Annotated in this window: 17 protein-coding genes; 5 read left to right on the top strand and 12 right to left on the bottom strand. The window is 41.9% G+C overall.

What is annotated here, in order from left to right; translation table 11 throughout:
• Nucleotides 1-3 precede the first annotated feature (3 nt).
• Together NH153_RS07455 and NH153_RS07460 are read left to right on the top strand one after the other, a co-directional pair.
• Nucleotides 4-1626 carry a S41 family peptidase gene (locus NH153_RS07455; protein WP_063702478.1) on the top strand — a complete coding sequence of 541 codons (1623 nt, stop codon included), beginning with the start codon at nt 4-6 and terminating at the stop codon, nt 1624-1626.
• The gene (locus tag NH153_RS07460; RefSeq protein ID WP_063702480.1) at nt 1619-1993 is read left to right on the top strand and encodes a hypothetical protein; all 375 of its coding nucleotides are present in this window, start codon (nt 1619-1621) and stop codon (nt 1991-1993) included. The genes NH153_RS07455 and NH153_RS07460 overlap by 8 nt, the downstream gene beginning before the upstream one ends.
• Nucleotides 1994-2026: 33 nt before the next feature.
• On the opposite strand, the gene hmpA is transcribed toward NH153_RS07460, so the two are convergent.
• Together hmpA and NH153_RS07470 are read right to left on the bottom strand one after the other, a co-directional pair.
• Nucleotides 2027-3190 (bottom strand): NO-inducible flavohemoprotein, encoded by a 1164-nt coding sequence (hmpA, locus tag NH153_RS07465; protein WP_063702482.1) that lies wholly within the window; start codon nt 3188-3190, stop codon nt 2027-2029.
• Between the two features lie 20 nt (nt 3191-3210).
• Complete coding sequence (locus NH153_RS07470; RefSeq protein WP_063702484.1) at nt 3211-4443, bottom strand: NnrS family protein; 1233 nt, start codon at nt 4441-4443, stop codon at nt 3211-3213.
• A 156-nt stretch (nt 4444-4599) separates the two neighbouring features.
• Here NH153_RS07470 and norR point away from each other — a divergent pair, with 156 nt between their 5' ends.
• Complete coding sequence (gene norR, locus NH153_RS07475; RefSeq protein WP_063702487.1) at nt 4600-6162, top strand: nitric oxide reductase transcriptional regulator NorR; 1563 nt, start codon at nt 4600-4602, stop codon at nt 6160-6162.
• Here norR and NH153_RS07480 read toward each other — a convergent pair.
• Nucleotides 6159-7052, bottom strand: a complete 894-nt coding sequence (locus tag NH153_RS07480; RefSeq protein WP_063702489.1) for a LysR family transcriptional regulator — start codon at nt 7050-7052, stop codon at nt 6159-6161. The genes norR and NH153_RS07480 overlap by 4 nt on opposite strands.
• Before the next feature lie 116 nt (nt 7053-7168).
• Between NH153_RS07480 and NH153_RS07485 the strand changes: the two genes are divergently transcribed.
• Entirely contained in the window at nt 7169-7738 is a 570-nt protein-coding gene (locus NH153_RS07485) for an NADPH-dependent FMN reductase (RefSeq protein ID WP_054554467.1), read from the top strand.
• A 268-nt stretch (nt 7739-8006) separates the two neighbouring features.
• Here the strand turns inward: NH153_RS07485 and NH153_RS07490 are convergent, their stop codons facing one another.
• Nucleotides 8007-8453 carry a tellurite resistance TerB family protein gene (locus NH153_RS07490; protein WP_054554468.1) on the bottom strand — a complete coding sequence of 149 codons (447 nt, stop codon included), beginning with the start codon at nt 8451-8453 and terminating at the stop codon, nt 8007-8009.
• A 127-nt stretch (nt 8454-8580) separates the two neighbouring features.
• On the opposite strand from NH153_RS07490, the gene NH153_RS07495 reads away from it, so the two are divergent.
• The gene (locus NH153_RS07495; RefSeq protein WP_063702492.1) at nt 8581-8946 is read left to right on the top strand and encodes a hypothetical protein; all 366 of its coding nucleotides are present in this window, start codon (nt 8581-8583) and stop codon (nt 8944-8946) included.
• Between the two features lie 2 nt (nt 8947-8948).
• Here NH153_RS07495 and NH153_RS07500 read toward each other — a convergent pair whose 3' ends face one another.
• The 8 genes from NH153_RS07500 to NH153_RS07535 all read right to left on the bottom strand — a co-directional run bounded on the left by NH153_RS07500 (nt 8949) and on the right by NH153_RS07535 (nt 18763).
• Nucleotides 8949-9542 carry a hypothetical protein gene (locus tag NH153_RS07500; RefSeq protein ID WP_054562892.1) on the bottom strand — a complete coding sequence of 198 codons (594 nt, stop codon included), beginning with the start codon at nt 9540-9542 and terminating at the stop codon, nt 8949-8951.
• Nucleotides 9543-9650: 108 nt separating this feature from the next.
• Nucleotides 9651-10559: an SRPBCC family protein gene (locus tag NH153_RS07505; RefSeq protein ID WP_338052252.1), complete on the bottom strand. Its 909-nt coding sequence runs from the start codon at nt 10557-10559 to the stop codon at nt 9651-9653.
• Between the two features lie 159 nt (nt 10560-10718).
• On the bottom strand, nt 10719-12968 hold the full coding sequence (locus NH153_RS07510; RefSeq protein ID WP_156503620.1) for an Ig-like domain-containing domain: 2250 nt from the start codon (nt 12966-12968) through the stop codon (nt 10719-10721).
• A 146-nt stretch (nt 12969-13114) separates the two neighbouring features.
• The gene (gene leuD, locus NH153_RS07515; RefSeq protein WP_054562894.1) at nt 13115-13714 is read right to left on the bottom strand and encodes a 3-isopropylmalate dehydratase small subunit; all 600 of its coding nucleotides are present in this window, start codon (nt 13712-13714) and stop codon (nt 13115-13117) included.
• A complete protein-coding gene (leuC, locus tag NH153_RS07520) occupies nt 13714-15114 on the bottom strand; it encodes a 3-isopropylmalate dehydratase large subunit (protein ID WP_063702498.1) in 1401 nt (466 codons plus the stop codon). The genes leuD and leuC overlap by 1 nt, the downstream gene beginning before the upstream one ends.
• 58 nt (nt 15115-15172) lie before the next feature.
• Complete coding sequence (gene leuB, locus NH153_RS07525) at nt 15173-16249, bottom strand: 3-isopropylmalate dehydrogenase (protein ID WP_063702500.1); 1077 nt, start codon at nt 16247-16249, stop codon at nt 15173-15175.
• A complete protein-coding gene (gene leuA / locus NH153_RS07530; protein WP_063702502.1) occupies nt 16246-17793 on the bottom strand; it encodes a 2-isopropylmalate synthase in 1548 nt (515 codons plus the stop codon). The genes leuB and leuA overlap by 4 nt, the downstream gene beginning before the upstream one ends.
• A gap of 451 nt (nt 17794-18244) precedes the next feature.
• Nucleotides 18245-18763, bottom strand: coding sequence for a DUF2931 family protein (locus tag NH153_RS07535; protein ID WP_063702504.1), 519 nt, complete (start codon nt 18761-18763; stop codon nt 18245-18247).

Raw genomic sequence — 18763 nt, forward strand, 5'->3', positions numbered from 1 at the left:
ACCATGTTTAAAAATACCAAACTCGCTTTAGCTGTCTTCTTAGCGGCTTCAGGCATGTCTTTATCTGGCTGTGGCGGCGGTGGCTCATCAAGCAATACCGATACGACTAATCCGCCACCAACAACGACAGAACCCACTTGGACAGCTGGCACCTTTGCCGCATCAAGTGAATTTAAAGATCAGTGCGCCGTACCGCGTACTGGTAATGATCCGTATAACGATAATCAACCTTACCCAGATACCGCTGGCTCTGAGTTTACTGAGAAGATGTGGCTACGTTCATGGAGTGATGAAACCTATCTTTGGTACGATGAAATAGAAGATAACGACCCAGATAACTTCAGCTCTGTCGCCGCTTATTTTGATCAATTAAAAACCTTCGAAACAACAGACTCAGGAGCTTATAAAGACAATTTTCACTTTAGTGTGCCAACTGAAGACTATTTTCAAGAGTCTCAATCAGGCGTAGTTTCAGGCTATGGAATCAACTGGGCTTTAATTAGTGGCACACCTCCTCGTGACTTACGAGTTGCTTATTTAGAAGATGACTCCCCTGCCGCTAATGCAGGCTTACAACGAGGCGATCGCGTTATTTTAGTGGATGGTGTCAGTATTGATACAAATACGGAATCAGGTATTGATACATTAAATGAAGCTTTATTTGGGCCAACCGCTGGCGATACACATACCTTCAAGGTAATTAGTAATGATGAGACAGAAAAAACATTCTCTTTAGTGGCTGGTAATATCACCCAAACACCGGTACAGAATGTCGATACTATTACCACAGAAGGTGGCAATAAAGTTGGCTACATGCAGTTTAACAGCCATATAAGTATTGCCCAGCCTGAGCTGATAAGTGCTGTGAAAAAGTTCAAAGCCGACAACATTGACGAGCTTGTCATCGACCTTAGATACAATGGCGGTGGCTTATTAGCGCTTTCATCACAACTTGCCTATATGATTGCAGGTCCTGCCAATACGAGTGACTATTTTTACTATCAAATCATTGAAAATGACAAACAGACCGAGAGCGATCCATACCCGTTTATTGATGTTGAAATCGATTATTCTACTTTCGAGGGAACGAATAACACGCTCCCTGACTTAAACTTATCGAAAGTCTATGTACTCAGTACAGCAAACACTTGTTCGGCATCAGAAGCCCTAATCAATGGCTTAAATGGTATTGATGCTGAAGTTATTTTAATTGGCGGGACAACGTGTGGTAAACCATATGGTTTTACCCCAACACATAACTGTGCGACGACTTACTATACAATTCAGTTTACTGGTACCAATTACAAGGGCTTTGGTGAATACTCAGACGGCTTAGTACCGACTCCTACACCACAATTTGCTGCCGATGTAAAAGGCTGTGAGCTTGATGACGACTTTAATCACCAGTTAGGTGATAGTGACGAAACACTATTGAGTGCAGCACTTTATCATATCGAAAATGGTAGTTGTCCAGTGGTAGCGCAAAGTGTCACAGCTAAGCAAGCGACAACCTCATCTTATAAAGCTGATGAAACAGGTATTGCACTTAAAGCCAATACCACACTTTACAAAAATAATATGGATTTAACCCGTCCACTGCTAGCTAAGGAAGGTGATAATGAATAAAGCACTGTTATTAACCTGCACCTTACTGGCAAGCATAGCTGGCTGTAAAAGTACTCAAGCGGAGCAACCGCAAAATGCCACGCTTGTTCGGGTAAACCCGGGAGTGATTACTGAGCTACAGCAGGCTATTCAATCAGCTAAAGGCGGTGCACTGGTCACCTTAGCCGATGATGTGTTTACTAAGAGCGCAGAGTTACTGATTGATCACGGCACCAACAAAGGACCTGATGGTCTGCCAATTATGGGCGCCCATTCAATTCCTTCTGAGAAGTTTGTGTTGCAAAAAGCAGGTGAGCAATGCCTGCTTTACTACCCCAAAAAAGAGCTCCGTATTCCACTTCCTAATGTAGAGTGCGAAGTTAACTAACAAAAAGGCGCAGCTCAAGCTGCGCCTTTTACATCATAGGCTTTGGTGAGGGCCAAATACCTCATAATGAATACGCTCACTTGCAACCCCAATACTTAGCAGTTGCTCTTTTATCATTGCCATAAAGGCGATTGGGCCACACAGGTAAAAGTCACCTTTACTAATTGGTAAGCTGTCAGCAATGTCGTTTACATCCATCAAGCCCGCAAAATCACCCCCTTTGCCATCTTTAAACCAGGTAACACAATGTAATGAAGCGTGCGCGTTTTGTTGCTTTATTAAGTACTCTTTAAAGGCAAACTGCGTCTCACTGTCGCAAGCATGTAGGTAATGGATTGACTGGTTAGGGTGATTACTTAATAGTGTTTCTAGCATCGCCATCATTGGGGTTTGACCAACTCCCGCTGAAATCAATACAACAGGCGAGTCAATTTCGCGAAGCACAAAGTCGCCTGCGGGTGGGTAAATTTCTACCTCTTCCCCCTCAGTTAAGCTGTGTAGGTAGTTAGATACCAAGCCTTCTTTTTTCACGCTAATACGGTAATTACAACCATTACTTTGCTGCGATAAAGAGTATTGCCTCACTTGCGTTAAATCACTGTTTGCAGGCGTTACTTTAATCCCTAAATATTGGCCAGGTAAATACGCCACTACAGGTTTTGCATCAGCAGGCGTTAATGTGAAACTACAAATTTGCGATGATTCCATACGTTTTTCTGTAATAGTGAAAGTACGGGTACCAAACCATCCTCCCGGCGCCTTTTTGGTTTTTTGATATAACGACATCTCCTCGTTGATACACACATCCGCTAATAATGAATAGGCTTCACGCCATGCATACTCGACCTCAGGGGTAAATTGTTCTGGCAATAACTCTTTTAAAGTCGCAATCAAATGTCCACCAACAATGGGATAATGCTCTGGCAAAATATGGTAACTGGTGTGTTTATGATTAATGCGCGCAAGCGCACCTTTTAACACTGCCAAGTTATCAATATTTGCCGCGTAAGCAGCTAAGGCATTAAACAGCGCAAATTGCTGAGAGCCCGATTGCTGATGTGTCATATTAAAAATATTTTTAAGCTCAGGGTTGTAGCTAAACATACGATCATAAAAATACTCAGTCACTTGAGGGCCTGCTTGTGCAAGTAAAGGCAAAGTACTTTTAACAATCTGGATCGTTTTTTCAGATAACATAGTTTTTCCTATTGGAGAGATTAACCGCGGCGACCATCAACACGACGATTCACTAAGATGGGCGCACAATGAAATAAAAATAAGCTAAAGCCAGCAACCCACAGCAACGCACTTAACTGCCATGCAAGGTGATGACCTAAATAAACGGGAAGTAACGAGCGTACAATGGCAGCTAACGCAATGAGTATAAATGCCAAACTAATGTACGCAGGGGCTTGTAATGCACGCCCTGTATGACCGTGAGAGACACGAACCATCATGGCGATGATCATCACACCTATGGTGCCAACAGTGATCAGATGAAGCGCGTCTTTGAATAAGATAATAGGGCTGAAATAACTCAGCGCGATGAGTATTAAACCAACCGATAAAGCCCAATAAGCCACGTGTAATGACCATAGCAAAGGTACTTTTAAAATCCCTTTATGCCACCACAAAACACACCGAGCCCCATGTAAACAAGCAAGCCAAGCAAAGATCCAACCAGTACTCATTGCACTAAAAAATAGCTGACTCATAAAGAACCACGCAATGGCGAAAAATGAGCTAACAACGACTAATTTATCGAGTTTGGGGGTGCTAACTTGTTCACTTAAATTAAGACCGCGTGCGGTAAAAAATGGCACAACTCGCCCAGCCACAACACCAACTAGCAGTGTCATGATAAGTACAGCGGTATCAACAACCCCCAGTGCCAGCGACATTTTATTAAGTACAACTAAGCTCAAAAAAATCACATTGAGCGCACAGAGCAAAGATGCGATGACAACAAATAAGTAGTTATGGCTGCTTTTTGCCTGTATTAGCATGTCAGCTAGAATAATAATTCCAGCTAGCCACCAAACGAGTTGTAGCGCACTAACAAGATAAAGGTTCAGCTGCTCGAACCCTGCAATCTCAATAAAAAAACTAAGCCTTGCAGCAAGCCAAATCATGCTAAGCAAACAAAGCTTAATACCACTTACACTCGCCACACCTGTCCATGTTTGTGCGGCGGTTAGCAAAAAGCCCATGGCAACCACGCCTGCAAAGCCAAACAGCATTTCGTGAGCATGCCAAAGCGTTGCGGGCATTGTTAGGTGCCACTGTGCATAGCCCGCCAAGATTAAAAACCAGTAACTCATAGCAAATACAGCTAAGGCACCTGCCGCCAAGAAAAAAGGCCGAAATGCTAATGCCCATAACGGCCACTGGCTGAGTTGATAAAATTTGATCTTAGTTGGCATAGGTTCAGTTAAATTAATGACTTTCATTCGTGCTCTCAGCGTTTAATTTCCCCAGCTATTGCACAGTTCAAGCCAAAAATAAAAACCATTAAATATCAATCTATTAAATTTTGACACTTGATAAATAAGTCAAAATGACACATCATTAAAAACATCAATAAAACACATTCAGGTCAAATTGACATGGTACTCAAAAAATCCCTTCTTGATGTTGCACTTGCACTTACCAAAGCAAGCTGTGTTGATCATAATTTCAGTTATCTGTTGAGTTGCATTAATGATTGGCTTGAATGTGATGCAGTTGCCTTATTATTGAAACAAGGCGATGTGTTAAAGCCCGTAGCCCTACATGGATTGTCGGACGATACGTTAGGAAGACGCTTTAAAATAGCGGAGCATCCGCGCTTATTTGAAATATGCCGTGGCAGTGAACCGCTAAAATTTGCCAAAGATTGTGGCCTACCCGATCCCTACGATGGTTTATTACAAAGCCAACATGGAGACTTTCCTGTTCATGCCTGCATGGGCGTGCCGCTGCTGAGCAGCAAAGACAACAACGAACTATTGGGTGTTTTGACCTTTGATAGTTTAGATGAACATGCCTTTGACGCTTTAGCAATGAACGAGCTCAATCAACTAAAACAGCTAGCTGCAGGCTATGTTGAGCATGCCCTAACCTTGCAGCATTTTATGCAACACGCACAGCACAGCCATCAAGTTGCACAGCAGCTTAACCTTGAGGCACTAACACGAGAAGGTGTCGAAATTATTGGTAATAGCCAAGCAATGCAGACCCTTAAAAATGATATCCAGCTCGTAGCTGCCTCAGAATTTAGTGTATTAATACAAGGTGATACAGGCGTCGGTAAAGAACTCGTTGCGCGCAATATCCATTTAAACTCAAAACGCCGTGACATGCCGTTGATCCACTTAAACTGCGCATCGTTACCAGAGAACTTAGCCGAAAGTGAATTTTTTGGTCACAGTAAAGGCGCATTTACTGGCGCACATACTGCGCGTCAAGGTAAGTTTCAACTCGCCGATGGCGGCACGCTATTTTTAGATGAAATCGGCGAACTTCCGCTTGCCATGCAAAGTAAGTTATTGCGCGTTTTACAAAGTGGTGAAGTACAAACGGTGGGGGAAGATCAAAGCCGTTATGTTGATGTCAGAGTGATTGCAGCAACCAATCGCGATTTAAAACAAGAAGTCGCTGCGGGGCGCTTTCGTGCAGATCTTTATCACCGATTAAGCGTTTACCCATTGCATGTTGCACCACTAAAAGAGCGCGATAACGATGTTATTTTATTGGCAGGTTTTTTTATTGAGCAAACATCTAAAAAACTGGCAATTAAGCAACTTAAACTTAGTAGCGATACACAGTTACTGCTGCGTCAATATGATTGGCCAGGCAATGTGAGAGAGCTTGAACATGTGATCAGTCGCGCAGCACTCAAAGCCAAACAACAGCAATGGCAACAAAGCATTGTCACAATCGAGCCTGAGCATTGTGATATTGCTAAAACGGCCGTTGCTGCACCAAGCCCTGTTGCAGTTAACGAACAAAAAACCACTCGCTTATCGCTGAAAGAGGCTACTGATGCTTTTAGTTATCAATTGATTATGCAACAACTTGAACTGCACAACCTAAACTGGGCAGCCACAGCACGCAGCTTAAGTGTTGATAGAGCCAACCTTGTGCGCCTAGCCAAACGGCTAGGCATTAGTGTTAAAAAATCTGTTTAAGCTTTTAAATCTTTAAAATACGCTTTTAAAAGCTGACTAAATGCTTGTACTTTGGCTGTGCGATGCACCAAGTGATGCGTCACCAGCCAAAGATCTGTTGGCCAGTTTAGCTCTTTAGGAAGCACTGGCAGCAGATCAGGGTATTGGCTTGCCACTTCATGCTGTAAACCACCAATTCCTAAGCCTCTCACAATCGCCCGTGTAGCTTCTGATGTTTCAGACACCCGTAACTTAATTTGCGAAGGTTCAATGTGTTGATCAACCCATGCAAAATAAGGCACTTTACCGTTGTAGCCAGCCACCCCAGAAACAAAACTATGCTGCTGCAACTGCTCAATGTTTTTTGGCATGCCATACTTTTCAATATAACTTTTAGAGGCATAAAACCCTGACGAAAGTTCAGCTAAATGCTGGGCAATATAGTCGCCTTCATCAGGCCGAGGGCCCGCTCGAACGGCAATATGCGCCTGACCGTGATCAAGACGTAAGCGGTTTTGATCAAGAATAACTTCGAGTTGCACTTGCGGGTGCAGGTTTTGAAACTGCTCGCAGACATCACTAAGCACATCAATAAAACCACTGACCGTGGTTAATAATAAACTGCCTCGCAATTGGCTATCAGCGGCAATAATATCGTTGTGAAGTTTTTCAAGTTCAGCGTTAATCGATTTTGCAGCCGCAAACAACTTAGCGCCAATTTCTGTCACTGTATAGCCACGGGCATGACGGTGGAATAACCGCGCATCAAGGTTATCTTCTAAATTGTTGATTCTTCTAAGCACTGTGCTGTGATGAACACCTAACGATTCGGCAGCAGCGGTTAACGTACCGAGTCTTGCCACTTCAAAAGCAACTTTTACATCTTGCCAATCATCAAATTGAATCGCCATAACGGCTCCTTGTGTGCATATACGCACATAAGTTTTGCGTTTATTTGGCTTTTCTGCAAGCTGTTTTTTGCTACAGTGAATATATCAACAGTGAAGCTTAAAAAAAGGAAGCCATCATGACAGCACCTAAAATTATTGCCCTAGCAGGCAGCCTACGTAAAGACAGCTTTAATCAAAAATTGATTAATGAAGCTGCGCGCTTCGCCCTCGAAAGTGGTGCTGAAGTAGAAGTGATTAAATTAAGCGATTTAAACTTACCTTTATTTGACGAAGATATTGAAGCGCAAGGTACACCTGCTGGCGCACAATTATTGAAAGATAAGCTTCGCGCAGCTGACGGTATTTTATTAGCAAGCCCAGAATATAATGGCTCAATTACAGCACCACTTAAAAACGCAATCGATTGGGCATCTCGTACAGAGCAAGGTGCAGTGCCTGCTTTTCGAAATAAAGTTACTGCTCTTTATGCATCATCACCGGGTGGTTTAGGTGGCTTACGTGGTTTAAATCACGTACGTGATATTTTATCGGGTATTGGTAGCTTAGTACTTGCAGATCAACTAGCAGTGCCTGCTATCCACACTAAATTAGATGAACAAGGCCGCATCAGCGATGCTGATACAGCCGATAAAGTTGCCAGCCTTGCCCAGCAACTTGTGAGCGTAGCAAGCAAATTAAATAAGTAATATAAGGGCGTGTTGACCTTTTATGATTAATTTTGCAGCAGTGTGTTTGGTATTTAGGCAAGGCAGAGCCTATGTAGTGTGGTTGTTCCACATAAATAGGCGATAACGCAGTATCAATGCCACACACGCGCTGCCCTTCGGGTTCTTCCTAGGGACGATTAACTCTTTGTTGCTCGATTTTTACTTAGCCCACTAGGTTACAAATCTCGCGCCGCGATTAAATCGCCCCTAGAGTGAACAAATTTTAATCCACAAAGGTCAACACGCCCTAGCTTAGCTTTGTCGCTGCTAGCTTAGCAGCGATAAAATCTTCATGGGTTACATACAATAAACTTGCGACGCGGCGAATAACCATTTCTTCATGCTTATCTAAATTGCCATCTGCGTAGGCTAATCGCCACAACAGTTCGATGATATCAATACGCTGCTCGGCGCTGCACTGGGCATTAATTTGCTTTGAAAACTGAAAATAATCTATTGCATCATCTAGACTTTGCGATGCACTTGCAACTAACTCTTGAACCTCTTCTTCGTTAAGCGAGAAATACTTCTTTAAGGTCTCATTCAGGGTCTGTTGCTCATCATCTTGTAACTCATTATCTGCACGCATAACCTCAATTAATAACGCAGCAACGGCGGTTTTTAGGTCATGCTCAGTAATGCTAGATTGGGTATCATTCAGCGCTGAAAACAGCTGTTTTATTTTATTGAGCATCACATTTTCCCTTTTTGGGTGTTAGACTACATGTAAGACATAACGTTACCTTAGTTTGACTATGGATGCTAATTCAGGTTCAACATCACGATGAAACAAGGTATTAATCACATGGAGTTAAGTGTTTATGAGTGAAGTGAGAAGTACACAAGCACTATTAATCAGCGCCGTTTTAATGTTAGCGGGGTGCAGTAATGCGCAGGCAGCAAAAGGCGAAACCGAAAAACTCTATGACTTTGACGAAAAAGTCCATTACTACCAAACTAAGTTGGCCGACGGCCGCTACCATCTCGAAATTCAGTCTGACGACTACAAGCACTTTCGCAATCAAAGCGTATTTTTACTGCGCCATGCAAACCGCTTATGTAGAGACAAACCATTTATGCTAAGAGTGACTGATGGGGTGCAGGAGTACGAACGTTTTCCAACTAAACCACGCGCCTATCAGCCACCTTTAACGGTTGTTCTACAGTGTGAAGACGAAGCTAAATAATATTAGTCTTCATATCCCCACGGCGCGCTTGGCGGCGTGATAGGTTTTGTTAAGTCAAAATCAACGCGAAACTCACGTCCTTCACGCACTAAGCGATACGTAAATTGCTTTGGATAAATATACATTTGCCACGTGTTACCCATTGATTGGGGAATACCTTGGCTCACAAACAACTCTTTTGAGTATTGATCAGCCGGGAACGACTGTGCGTTAGCAAAACCCGCATCAAGGGTATGACCACCATACATGGTTGATTTATCATCGCTGCCATCTTTATGGCGATGATCATGCTTTAAACTAAGTCCACTGCCTGTTTTTGTGATGATCCAAGTACGAGATGCATCATCACCTACATGAAATGGCACTTGTAACTCACGCTCGTTACAACGACGTACATGCATTACTAACTTTTTGCCTGCAAACGAACTCGGGCCAGCAGCGTTATCAACGCTCACTTTACCTTCGTAAGCTTTACCGCAATGGGCAGCAATATTATCAAAAAAGCCATCATGGCTTGGAATTGACACTAACGGTGCAGGTCGCGCAGCCGCTACTGATGATGCAGCTACGAGCATCGATGCCACTAAATATTTCATGGTGTGTTCCCTAAATAAAATTTCAGCCTAGCCTAATTGCTTAATAGCCATAAAGAAAACAATTACGATAAGCTGCTAGACAGCGAGTGGTCATCCTGCTTTTACAACTCATTTGTTGTCATTTTCAGCGCGAACTTTCATTAGCTTGAGAAGTGCTCGGTGAAAGTCCTGAAAGATCACCTCCCCCCATACTCGCGAATAAATGCCAAAGTTAGTGTTATCAAGTACCGTCGTTTTAAGGCTTAACAGCGTTTGATTATTACCACTTGTAACTAACTCATAACCGCCATGCAGCGGCGAAAAATATTCACCACCTAATTTCACATGCTGATCAAGTGCATGATCAGGAATTAATTGTGGGTCAATCTCAAAGTTATATAGCATTTTCTCATTCGGCAGCCACTCGGTTATCACTTCTTTAAATACAACATTTTTCTGCCACTGGCTGGTTCTAATTGCACCGACTCCATCACCACTCATATCAGCTCGAATTGGTCTAGGAATACCAATTAATTGCGAAAATGAACTTGGATATTCGCCCTCATGAATTTGGCTAACATTAGCCAATTGTTGCCACACAACATCAACAGGCGCATTGATAACAATCGTATTTTTAACTTCGTAAGTTTTCGATAAGTGTAAAAAGTTGAGCTCTAAAGGAGAAAAGATTAAAGGCAACAAAGCTACCGACATCACCGCTTTGTTGCTTTTCTTTTCCCAAAGGCGGTGGCATAGCCCTGCTAACATACCGCCAATACTAGCAAAAAACATAAATGCAGGGAGAGCCATTGCAACGCAGATACTCCCTTCTAATAGCGTTACTACACTGACAAATAAGAACACAAAAATAGGTTGCCAAGCGACTACCGCCATTCTTCCATATGTCATCGGCGATAGTTGATTGTACTCAAAATGTACCCGTATAAACCCAATAGCCACAGGCACTAAAAACATAAACGAAATAGTAACAAGACTACCGAAATTAAAGGTTCCGCTAACTTCAAGAAAGATGCGCATGCTGATGCCATAAAGCACACCCATCAAGATGCCGATAGATTTAGGAGAAAGAGGCCACATAGTTATTTGTTGTTTTCGTTATTTTACCAACCAAATTAGCAACTTTCTTTTTTAGAAACAAATAAAAACGCGGCCTTGGCCGCGTTTCAATATCTATAGTTATTGATTTAATGGTACTGCTGAATTAAATCGAATATAAGCTTTTAACTCTGGGGATTCTCCACTTCCACATATCTGTGTAAGATTTACAGCTAATTTTTGAATTTCATCATTAGAACTTTCTTCTAATTCAAATATTTCAAAATGTCCATAAAGCGTATTGCACCCTCTATGCATACCAGAAAGCTCTAATCCTGCTGACGATTCATCTTGAAAAGGGTAGCGAGTAGCATTTAAATATTCGCCAACAGACAAGCTTGAATCACGAGGGGCTTTCAGGTTTATATTCCAATAACTTTCATCATTATAAAAAGAAAACTGCAAATGGGATTGATCATTTGAATCACGAGATACAGAAAAATCCCCCGTTGTCAGCGTCTCTACTATCTTCTCACCTTGGCTAACGTAATCACCTTCAATACCATCAATAAAAATATATGTTCCTGAGTAAGGTAAGTACTGCAAAATTATCCTTTCTTTTGCAACATCACCTAGATCATTAGTCATCACCACTTCAATGGTTATATCTGACTCAACTCCTTCTGGTAAGCTAAAACTTGTAGAAACTGCATTTTCGTCATCAAATTCTATACCAGCATTATATAAATCAACCCATTTATAAGATTGAGCTTGGCCTTCATTGAAAGTACTACCTACAACACTCAGCGTAGGATAATGATTGTCTTGATAAAAATAGCTAGAACTTGTTAGATTAGGAATAATACTATCAGTAGTTTTTATATCCAAATCTATCCAGCTATACTCTTGTCCTGTAATACTTGTAATACCCGAAACATGTAACTCATAGTTTGTATCAGCTTTTAAAGGCTGTTCTGGATAAATATTAATTAATGCACCATTAACCTCAACTCTAGCTGGAATATTAATATACTTATACCCTAATGGAGTTTGAAAATATGCACTGGCAGAGGTATCAGCAGCTACAGGTCTTGAAAAAATTAACGTTACTGGACCATCTAACTGAACAGAATTATTATTAACACTTCCAGTATCAAGCACATGCTCAAAGTTATCTGCCCGAAATGTTTTTATATTGTTAAATATATTAAACGAAGACATAGCTGAAACGAGGTAGCTGGACCAATATATTTGACGCTGCTCTTCACTATAGCTAACGTTTAGCTTTTCAGAATCTGAAACAAAATTACTAGCAAGTAGAACTGACTCTTTTGCTGAGCTAATTTTGATAGAGCCTTTATGCGGATACTCCATAAAGTACCCATACCATGCATCTTCTTGAGAGAAACTATACTCACCATTTAAATTTGTATCATTAACAGTACCATTGATATCTATAGTGTAAGTCGCTGTATTAAAGTCGATTACTTTTTCAATGTTTAATTCTTTAATATTGACGTAATAAAAAGCTTCTTCGTAGCTAAATGGCTTTAAAGATATACCTTGGAGTTTTTCATCTGCTGCTATAGCTATAGTTCGAACGCTAGGTGAATATGAAAAGTGAGTAGAGTAGCTCCCCTTAAACGTCATCAACTCATTATATGAGTAAACACTTTCCAGTATTTCAATATCACTGTTGTTGACGTTAAACTCAATAATACCGTTTTGCAGGTCAGCCTCTAAAATCGTAACTATTCTGAGACCACTTAAGGTATTCCGGTAATAATCAGAACAATCCTGGAAAGATTCCTGTAATACATCCCCTACAGAAATAGTGCTAGAATCATCATTATCCAAAAATGAAAGAGTATATAACCCTCCATTTTCACATACTTTATCGAGGTCGATATTTTTTCGTTCAAGCTTTGCTAACAAGTGATTACTAATAGTTTGTGCTTCATCGAGAAGTACGTTTTGCAATAGCAAAACTGTTTTAGCTGCATCTAAAGGTTGTTTCCAAACATTAATGCGATGCTTTACATTAATTGTATGCTCAGCCTTAAACTCTTTACCTTCATAGTATACGTATAACCTGTATTTAAAAGCAGTATCTTCAACCACATCAAATGATTCTACTTTTAATGTCGCCTTATCACTTACGATGCTGTTTTCTGAATCAAGCCATTGAAATGAGACATCGGTATCACTTTTGTTTATATTTGCTTGCAGCGTAAACCCGTCATCCTCTGATACACTTACAGGGCCATCTATTGAAACTGTTAATGGCTGCTCATTGGGAGCTTCTGAGTCACTTCCACCACCGCCACATCCAACCATCATTAAAGCAGCGACTAGAAGCGCTCCAAAATTCCTTTTTAACTTGTAACTCACGCAATTCACCTTACTTTTATTGTTTGTAGATTGTAGATTGTAGATTGTAGATTGTACCCATAAAACTAAATATTGTAAGTTTAATTAATGCACCACAAATAAAAACGCGGCCTTGGCCGCGTTTAGGTTCACATGGAAAAAACAGGTTATTGCCAAGGGCGTTCTGCTGCAAGTTGCTGCTCAAAGGCATCAATTTGGCTGTTAAGTGTTTCAGTCACACCGATAAAGTCTAAGCCGCTTAATAAACGCTCTTTAATGTCATGGCGAATATCAAAGTGAATAGTGTCAAACTTATCGCTACGAAGTTGTTGGTTTTCTAAATCAACTTCGATATGAATATCATCATGCTGTTCACTCAGCACAAATAATTGCTCAAGTGTTTCTGCAGGTAATGCGATAGCAAGCATTTGGTTATTGCCACAGTTATTAAAGAAAATATCAGCAAAGCTTTCCGCTAAGATCACTTCAAAACCATATTGCTTTAATGCCCATGGCGCGTGCTCACGCGATGAACCACAACCAAAATTGTCGCGAGTTAAAAGAATTTGCGCACCTTGGTAACAAGGGCGGTTCAAAATAAACTCAGGGTTTGGCTCGCCGTTATCTAAATAACGCCAATCGTAGAAAAGCGCCGCATCAAAGCCATCACGGCTGGTCGACGTTAAAAACTGCTTTGGAATAATTTGGTCAGTATCAACATTGTTTTTATCTAACGGGGCCATTAAGCCACTAAAAAATACGCTCATTAGGCTTCTCCTCTGATATCAACAAAACGACCATGAATTGCCGCTGCCGCAGCCATTGCTGGGCTCACTAAGTGAGTGCGTCCACCACGACCTTGGCGTCCTTCAAAGTTACGATTTGATGTCGACGCACAGCGTTTGCCGGCTTCTAATCTGTCGTCATTCATTGCTAAGCACATTGAACAACCTGGCTCACGCCATTCAAAGCCAGCTGCTTTGAAGATATCTGCAAGACCTTCGTCTTCGGCTTGTTTTTTTACAAGGCCAGAACCAGGAACAATCAGCGCTTCAACACCCGCTGCAACCTGCTTACCTTCAACAATTTGCGCAGCAGCACGTAAATCTTCAATTCGGCTATTTGTACATGAGCCAATAAATACGGTATCTACAGTCGCAGAAGACAATTTATCACCGGCTTTTAAACCCATATATTTTAGTGCACTACGAATCGCATCAGCTTTGATTAAATCTGGTTCTTGCTCAGGATCAGGAATACATTCATCTACGCCAATCACTTGCTCAGGGCTGGTACCCCAAGTAATTTGCGGTTGAATATCAGCGGCCTCTAATTCAACAACATGATCAAACTCTGCGCCTTCATCAGTTTTTAGTGTTTGCCAGTAGGCAACGGCACTATCAAAGTCAGCACCTTGTGGTGCAAATGGGCGACCTTTTAAATAATCATAAGTTGTTTGATCTGGTGCGATTAAACCCGCTTTTGCGCCCATTTCAATACTCATATTACAAAGCGTCATACGCGCTTCCATAGACAGCGCTTCGATCCCTTCGCCACAAAACTCAGCAACATAGCCAGTACCACCCGCAGTGCCTAATTTACCGATCACCGCCATGATTAAATCTTTTGCAGTAACAGTTGGGCGCAGGCGACCATTAATTTGAATTTTTAATGACTTGGCTTTTTTCTGCTGTAGCGTTTGAGTGGCTAGAACATGCTCAACTTCTGAAGTACCAATACCGTGCGCTAGTGCGCCAAATGCACCGTGGGTAGAGGTATGGCTGTCACCACACACTATGGTTGTGCCCGGTAAGGTAATACCCTGTTCAGGCCCCATTACATGCACAATACCTTGATTAATCGAATTTAAATCATAAAGTTGAATACCAAACTCTTTACAGTTTGCATCCAGTGCCATTAATTGATTTTTCGACACTTCACTCGCAGCATCTAATGAGCGACTTTTTGTTGAAACGTTATGGTCCATGGTCGCAAAGGTTTTTTCTGGGCAACGTACTTTGCGGTTTTTCTCACGTAAACCCGCAAAGGCTTGCGGCGATGTAACTTCATGAACTAGGTGACGGTCGATATAAAGTAAATCGGTTTGATCATTTATGCTGGCGACTACATGAGCTTGCCAAATTTTATCGTATAAGGTTTGGGCCACTTGCTATTCCCTCATTTTAGTTACGCTGAGTGACGAGCTCAGCGCAAACAATTTTTAATTAAATACGTGCCACAATTGCCGCAGCAACATCACTAGTGGTGTACCCTGCATTTGGGTAGATATCTGGCGTACCAACACCTGCTTCAACCGCTTCTGCTACCGCTTTTTCAATCGTACGAGCCGCTTCATCTTGCCCTAGAGAATAACGCAGCATAAGCGCAGCACTTAAAATTTGTGCGATAGGGTTTGCAACCCCTTTGCCAGCGATATCTGGTGCTGAGCCACCAGCAGGTTCATATAAACCAAAGCCAGACTGATTTAAACTCGCTGATGGTAATAAGCCCATAGAGCCGGTGATCATCGCGCACTCATCAGACAGAATGTCGCCAAATAAGTTATCGCAAAGTAATACATCAAACTGACTTGGCTGTTTAACTAATTGCATTGCCGCGTTATCAACATAAATGTAGTCAAGGCTCACTTCTGGGTAGTCTTTACTCACTTCAGTGACCACTTCACGCCAAAGTACACTTGACGCTAATACATTCGCTTTATCAACCGAAGTAACATGATTACTACGCAACTTAGCAGCTTCAAATGCAAAGCGTGCGATGCGCTCAATTTCTTTACGTGAATATGTTTGGGTATCGAAAGCAACTTCTTGTTCCCCTTCGCCACTGCGGCCTTTTTCACCGAAATAAATACCACCGGTTAGCTCACGAACACATAAGATATCAAAGCCTTGTGCACTGATATCTGCACGTAGCGGTGATGCAGCACTTAGTGCTGGTAATAATTGTGCTGGGCGTAAATTACAGAACAAACCAAAATGCTTACGTAGTGGCAATAGTGAAGCTCGCTCAGGTTGCTCATTCGGTGGTAAGTTTTCCCACTTAGGGCCGCCTACCGAGCCAAATAAAATCGCATCGGCATTTTCGCAGGCACTCAGTGTGCTTTGCGGCAGTGCCTGACCAAATTCATCAATGGCTGCACCACCAATTGCGTGGTGATGACGAGTCAAAGTAAAACCAAATTTTTCGCTCACAGCATCCAAGACGGTTTCTGCTGCTGCCATAACTTCTGGACCAATCCCGTCGCCTGCTAATACTGCGATACTGTAATTCGATTGACTCATCCTGCTTTCCTCTGTTGTTTTAAATCAGACACTTTTTGTGCACGATAAATTAAGTTATAAACGCGGATCATAGCGCGTACCGACGCTTCAACCACATCCGCTGCAATGCCCGCGCCGTGATATGGGCGACCATCGTATTTAGCGATAATATTCACTTGTCCTAGTGAGCTGGCACCTTGGCCTGTTGCTTCTAGGTTGTATTCAATCATTTCGACCGACATACCCGTTAAGCGCTCAATTGCTAAGAATGATGCTTCTACAGGACCATTACCCGTTGCTGCCTCTTGCTTAGACTCGCCATCAATTGTCATGCCGATTGTTGAGCTCGCCACTGATTGTGAGTTAGACGTAGAGTTAACAAACTCAAGTTGATACTTTTCGTCTTTATCTTTGATTTGATTAAAGTAAATCATCGCTTCTAAATCATAGTCATACACAGTGCCTTTTTGGTCTGCTAATGCTAAGAAACTCTCATATAAGCTATCCATATCGTAATCAGATTTTTGATAGCCTAACTCTTCTAAACGATGCTCAATAACATGACGACCTGAACGCGAAGTCATGTTTAATTGGTTATTAGGTACACCGACACTTTCTGGCGACATTATTTCGTAAGTGTTTTGGGCTTTTAATACGCCGTCTTGGTGGATCCCTGAACTGTGTGCAAAGGCATTTTCACCAACAATTGCTTTGTTTGGTTGTACTGGCATATTACAAATCTTCGCGACTTGACGCGAAGCACGGTAAATTTCTTCACTGCGAATATCGGTATGCACTTTTAAGTGGTCTTCACGCATCTTCATGATCATCGCCACTTCTTCAAGCGAACAGTTACCTGCGCGCTCACCAATGCCATTTATTGTACATTCGATTTGGCGAGCACCGGCTTGTACTGCAGCGATTGAGTTAGCAACCGCTAAACCTAAATCGTTATGGCAATGCACGCTTAAACGCGCCTTGTCGATATTTGGTACATTGTTCATTAAGTGGTGGATCATCGCAGCGTATTCGTCTGGCGTTACATAGCCTACGGTGTCAGGTAAGTTGATAGTTGATGCACCGGCATCAATAGCACTTTCAACGATACGGCATAAATCCCAATGCGGTGTACGACCTGCATCTTCACACGAAAACTCAACGTCATCGGTGTAGTTACGCGCAAGTTTAATCGACTTAACAGCCATCGCTGTTGCATCGTCTAAGCTCATACGTAATTTGTGCTCAAGGTGTAATGGGCTGGTTGCAATAAATGTATGAATACGGCCCTGCTCTGCCGGGCGAAGTGCTTCACCACATGCTTCAATATCTTTTGCTACAGCACGTGCTAAGCCACAAATAATCGGCCCTTTCACTTCAGTCGCAATGCGCTGTACAGAGCGAAAATCTGCCGGGCTAGATACCGGAAAACCCACTTCCATTACATCCACATTTAAGCGGCTAATGGTATGCGCAAGTTGAATTTTGTCGTCTTCGGTTAGGCTTGCTTTTAATGCTTGCTCACCATCACGTAACGTTGTGTCAAAAATCCAAACCTTATCTTTCATAAACTGTCCTCGTTCCCAATGACCCATTAGCGAGATAAAAAAAACCCCGCGGTTGCGGGGTTTTTTAATGTTCTACAAATGCAAATACACTAAGCCCCGCTCACTGATTTAAGCAGTAAGAGGTTTAGTTTTAATGTAATTGAATGTGTAATTTGCATCTTAATTTACTAAATGTGTGTTCAGTGGCTGTATTTTTAACATTCAAAAAACCAGCTTGCAAGCATAATTTTTCCACAAAATCGATTTTTAAATCGCCTTACTGAAATTAAAAATCCACAAAAGCACACTTTAAAGGTTAATTAAACCTAATTGAATGCATTGAACGTTTAAAGTTTCGGAAGGTAAAGCTTCTATTGCTTAGATTAACTTTTAAATGTGATAGTTATCACATACACATAAAGTAACAGTACGAGGAAAAAATCTAATTATTTAGTGAGGTGATCTAAAAACATCATTGATTCTCACGCCATTGCGCTTGACCAGAGCCAAGTTCATGTAATACACGATCAGTTCTATTTCTTCCCGAGGGCGCATTGGATAGCCAAACGTTAATTTCGCCTGTCTCGCTCATTCCTATTATTAAATAAGGTATGATTTCTTTTGCTTTGCGCCCAGTGCTCACAACGGTGTATCTAGGTAAGTTTTTAGCTAATTTATATCCCGCTTTATCTATGGCCACTTCACCGTAATAAATTCTATTTTCTGATTTATCGAGCCATTCAATCGCCACTTTTTCGGGGAACTTTTGGTCGTACAAACTGACTGTACCGCCAGCCTCAGCATAACAACACTCAACTGCCCCTGATGGTATGCCCCATGTATCATCAAATACCACTGAGCGCCCCCAAATAGCATTTCCACTCTCAGTGCCTACGCCTGCTACCATGTAATCTATTTTTCCCGTTGACGAGCAACCAGCTATGAGCAAAGCACATGCAATTGAGATGAGTGGTTTTATAAACTTATCCAT

Source organism: Pseudoalteromonas gelatinilytica (assembly GCF_001641615.1).
GTDB classification, from domain to species: Bacteria; Pseudomonadota; Gammaproteobacteria; order Enterobacterales; family Alteromonadaceae; genus Pseudoalteromonas; species Pseudoalteromonas gelatinilytica.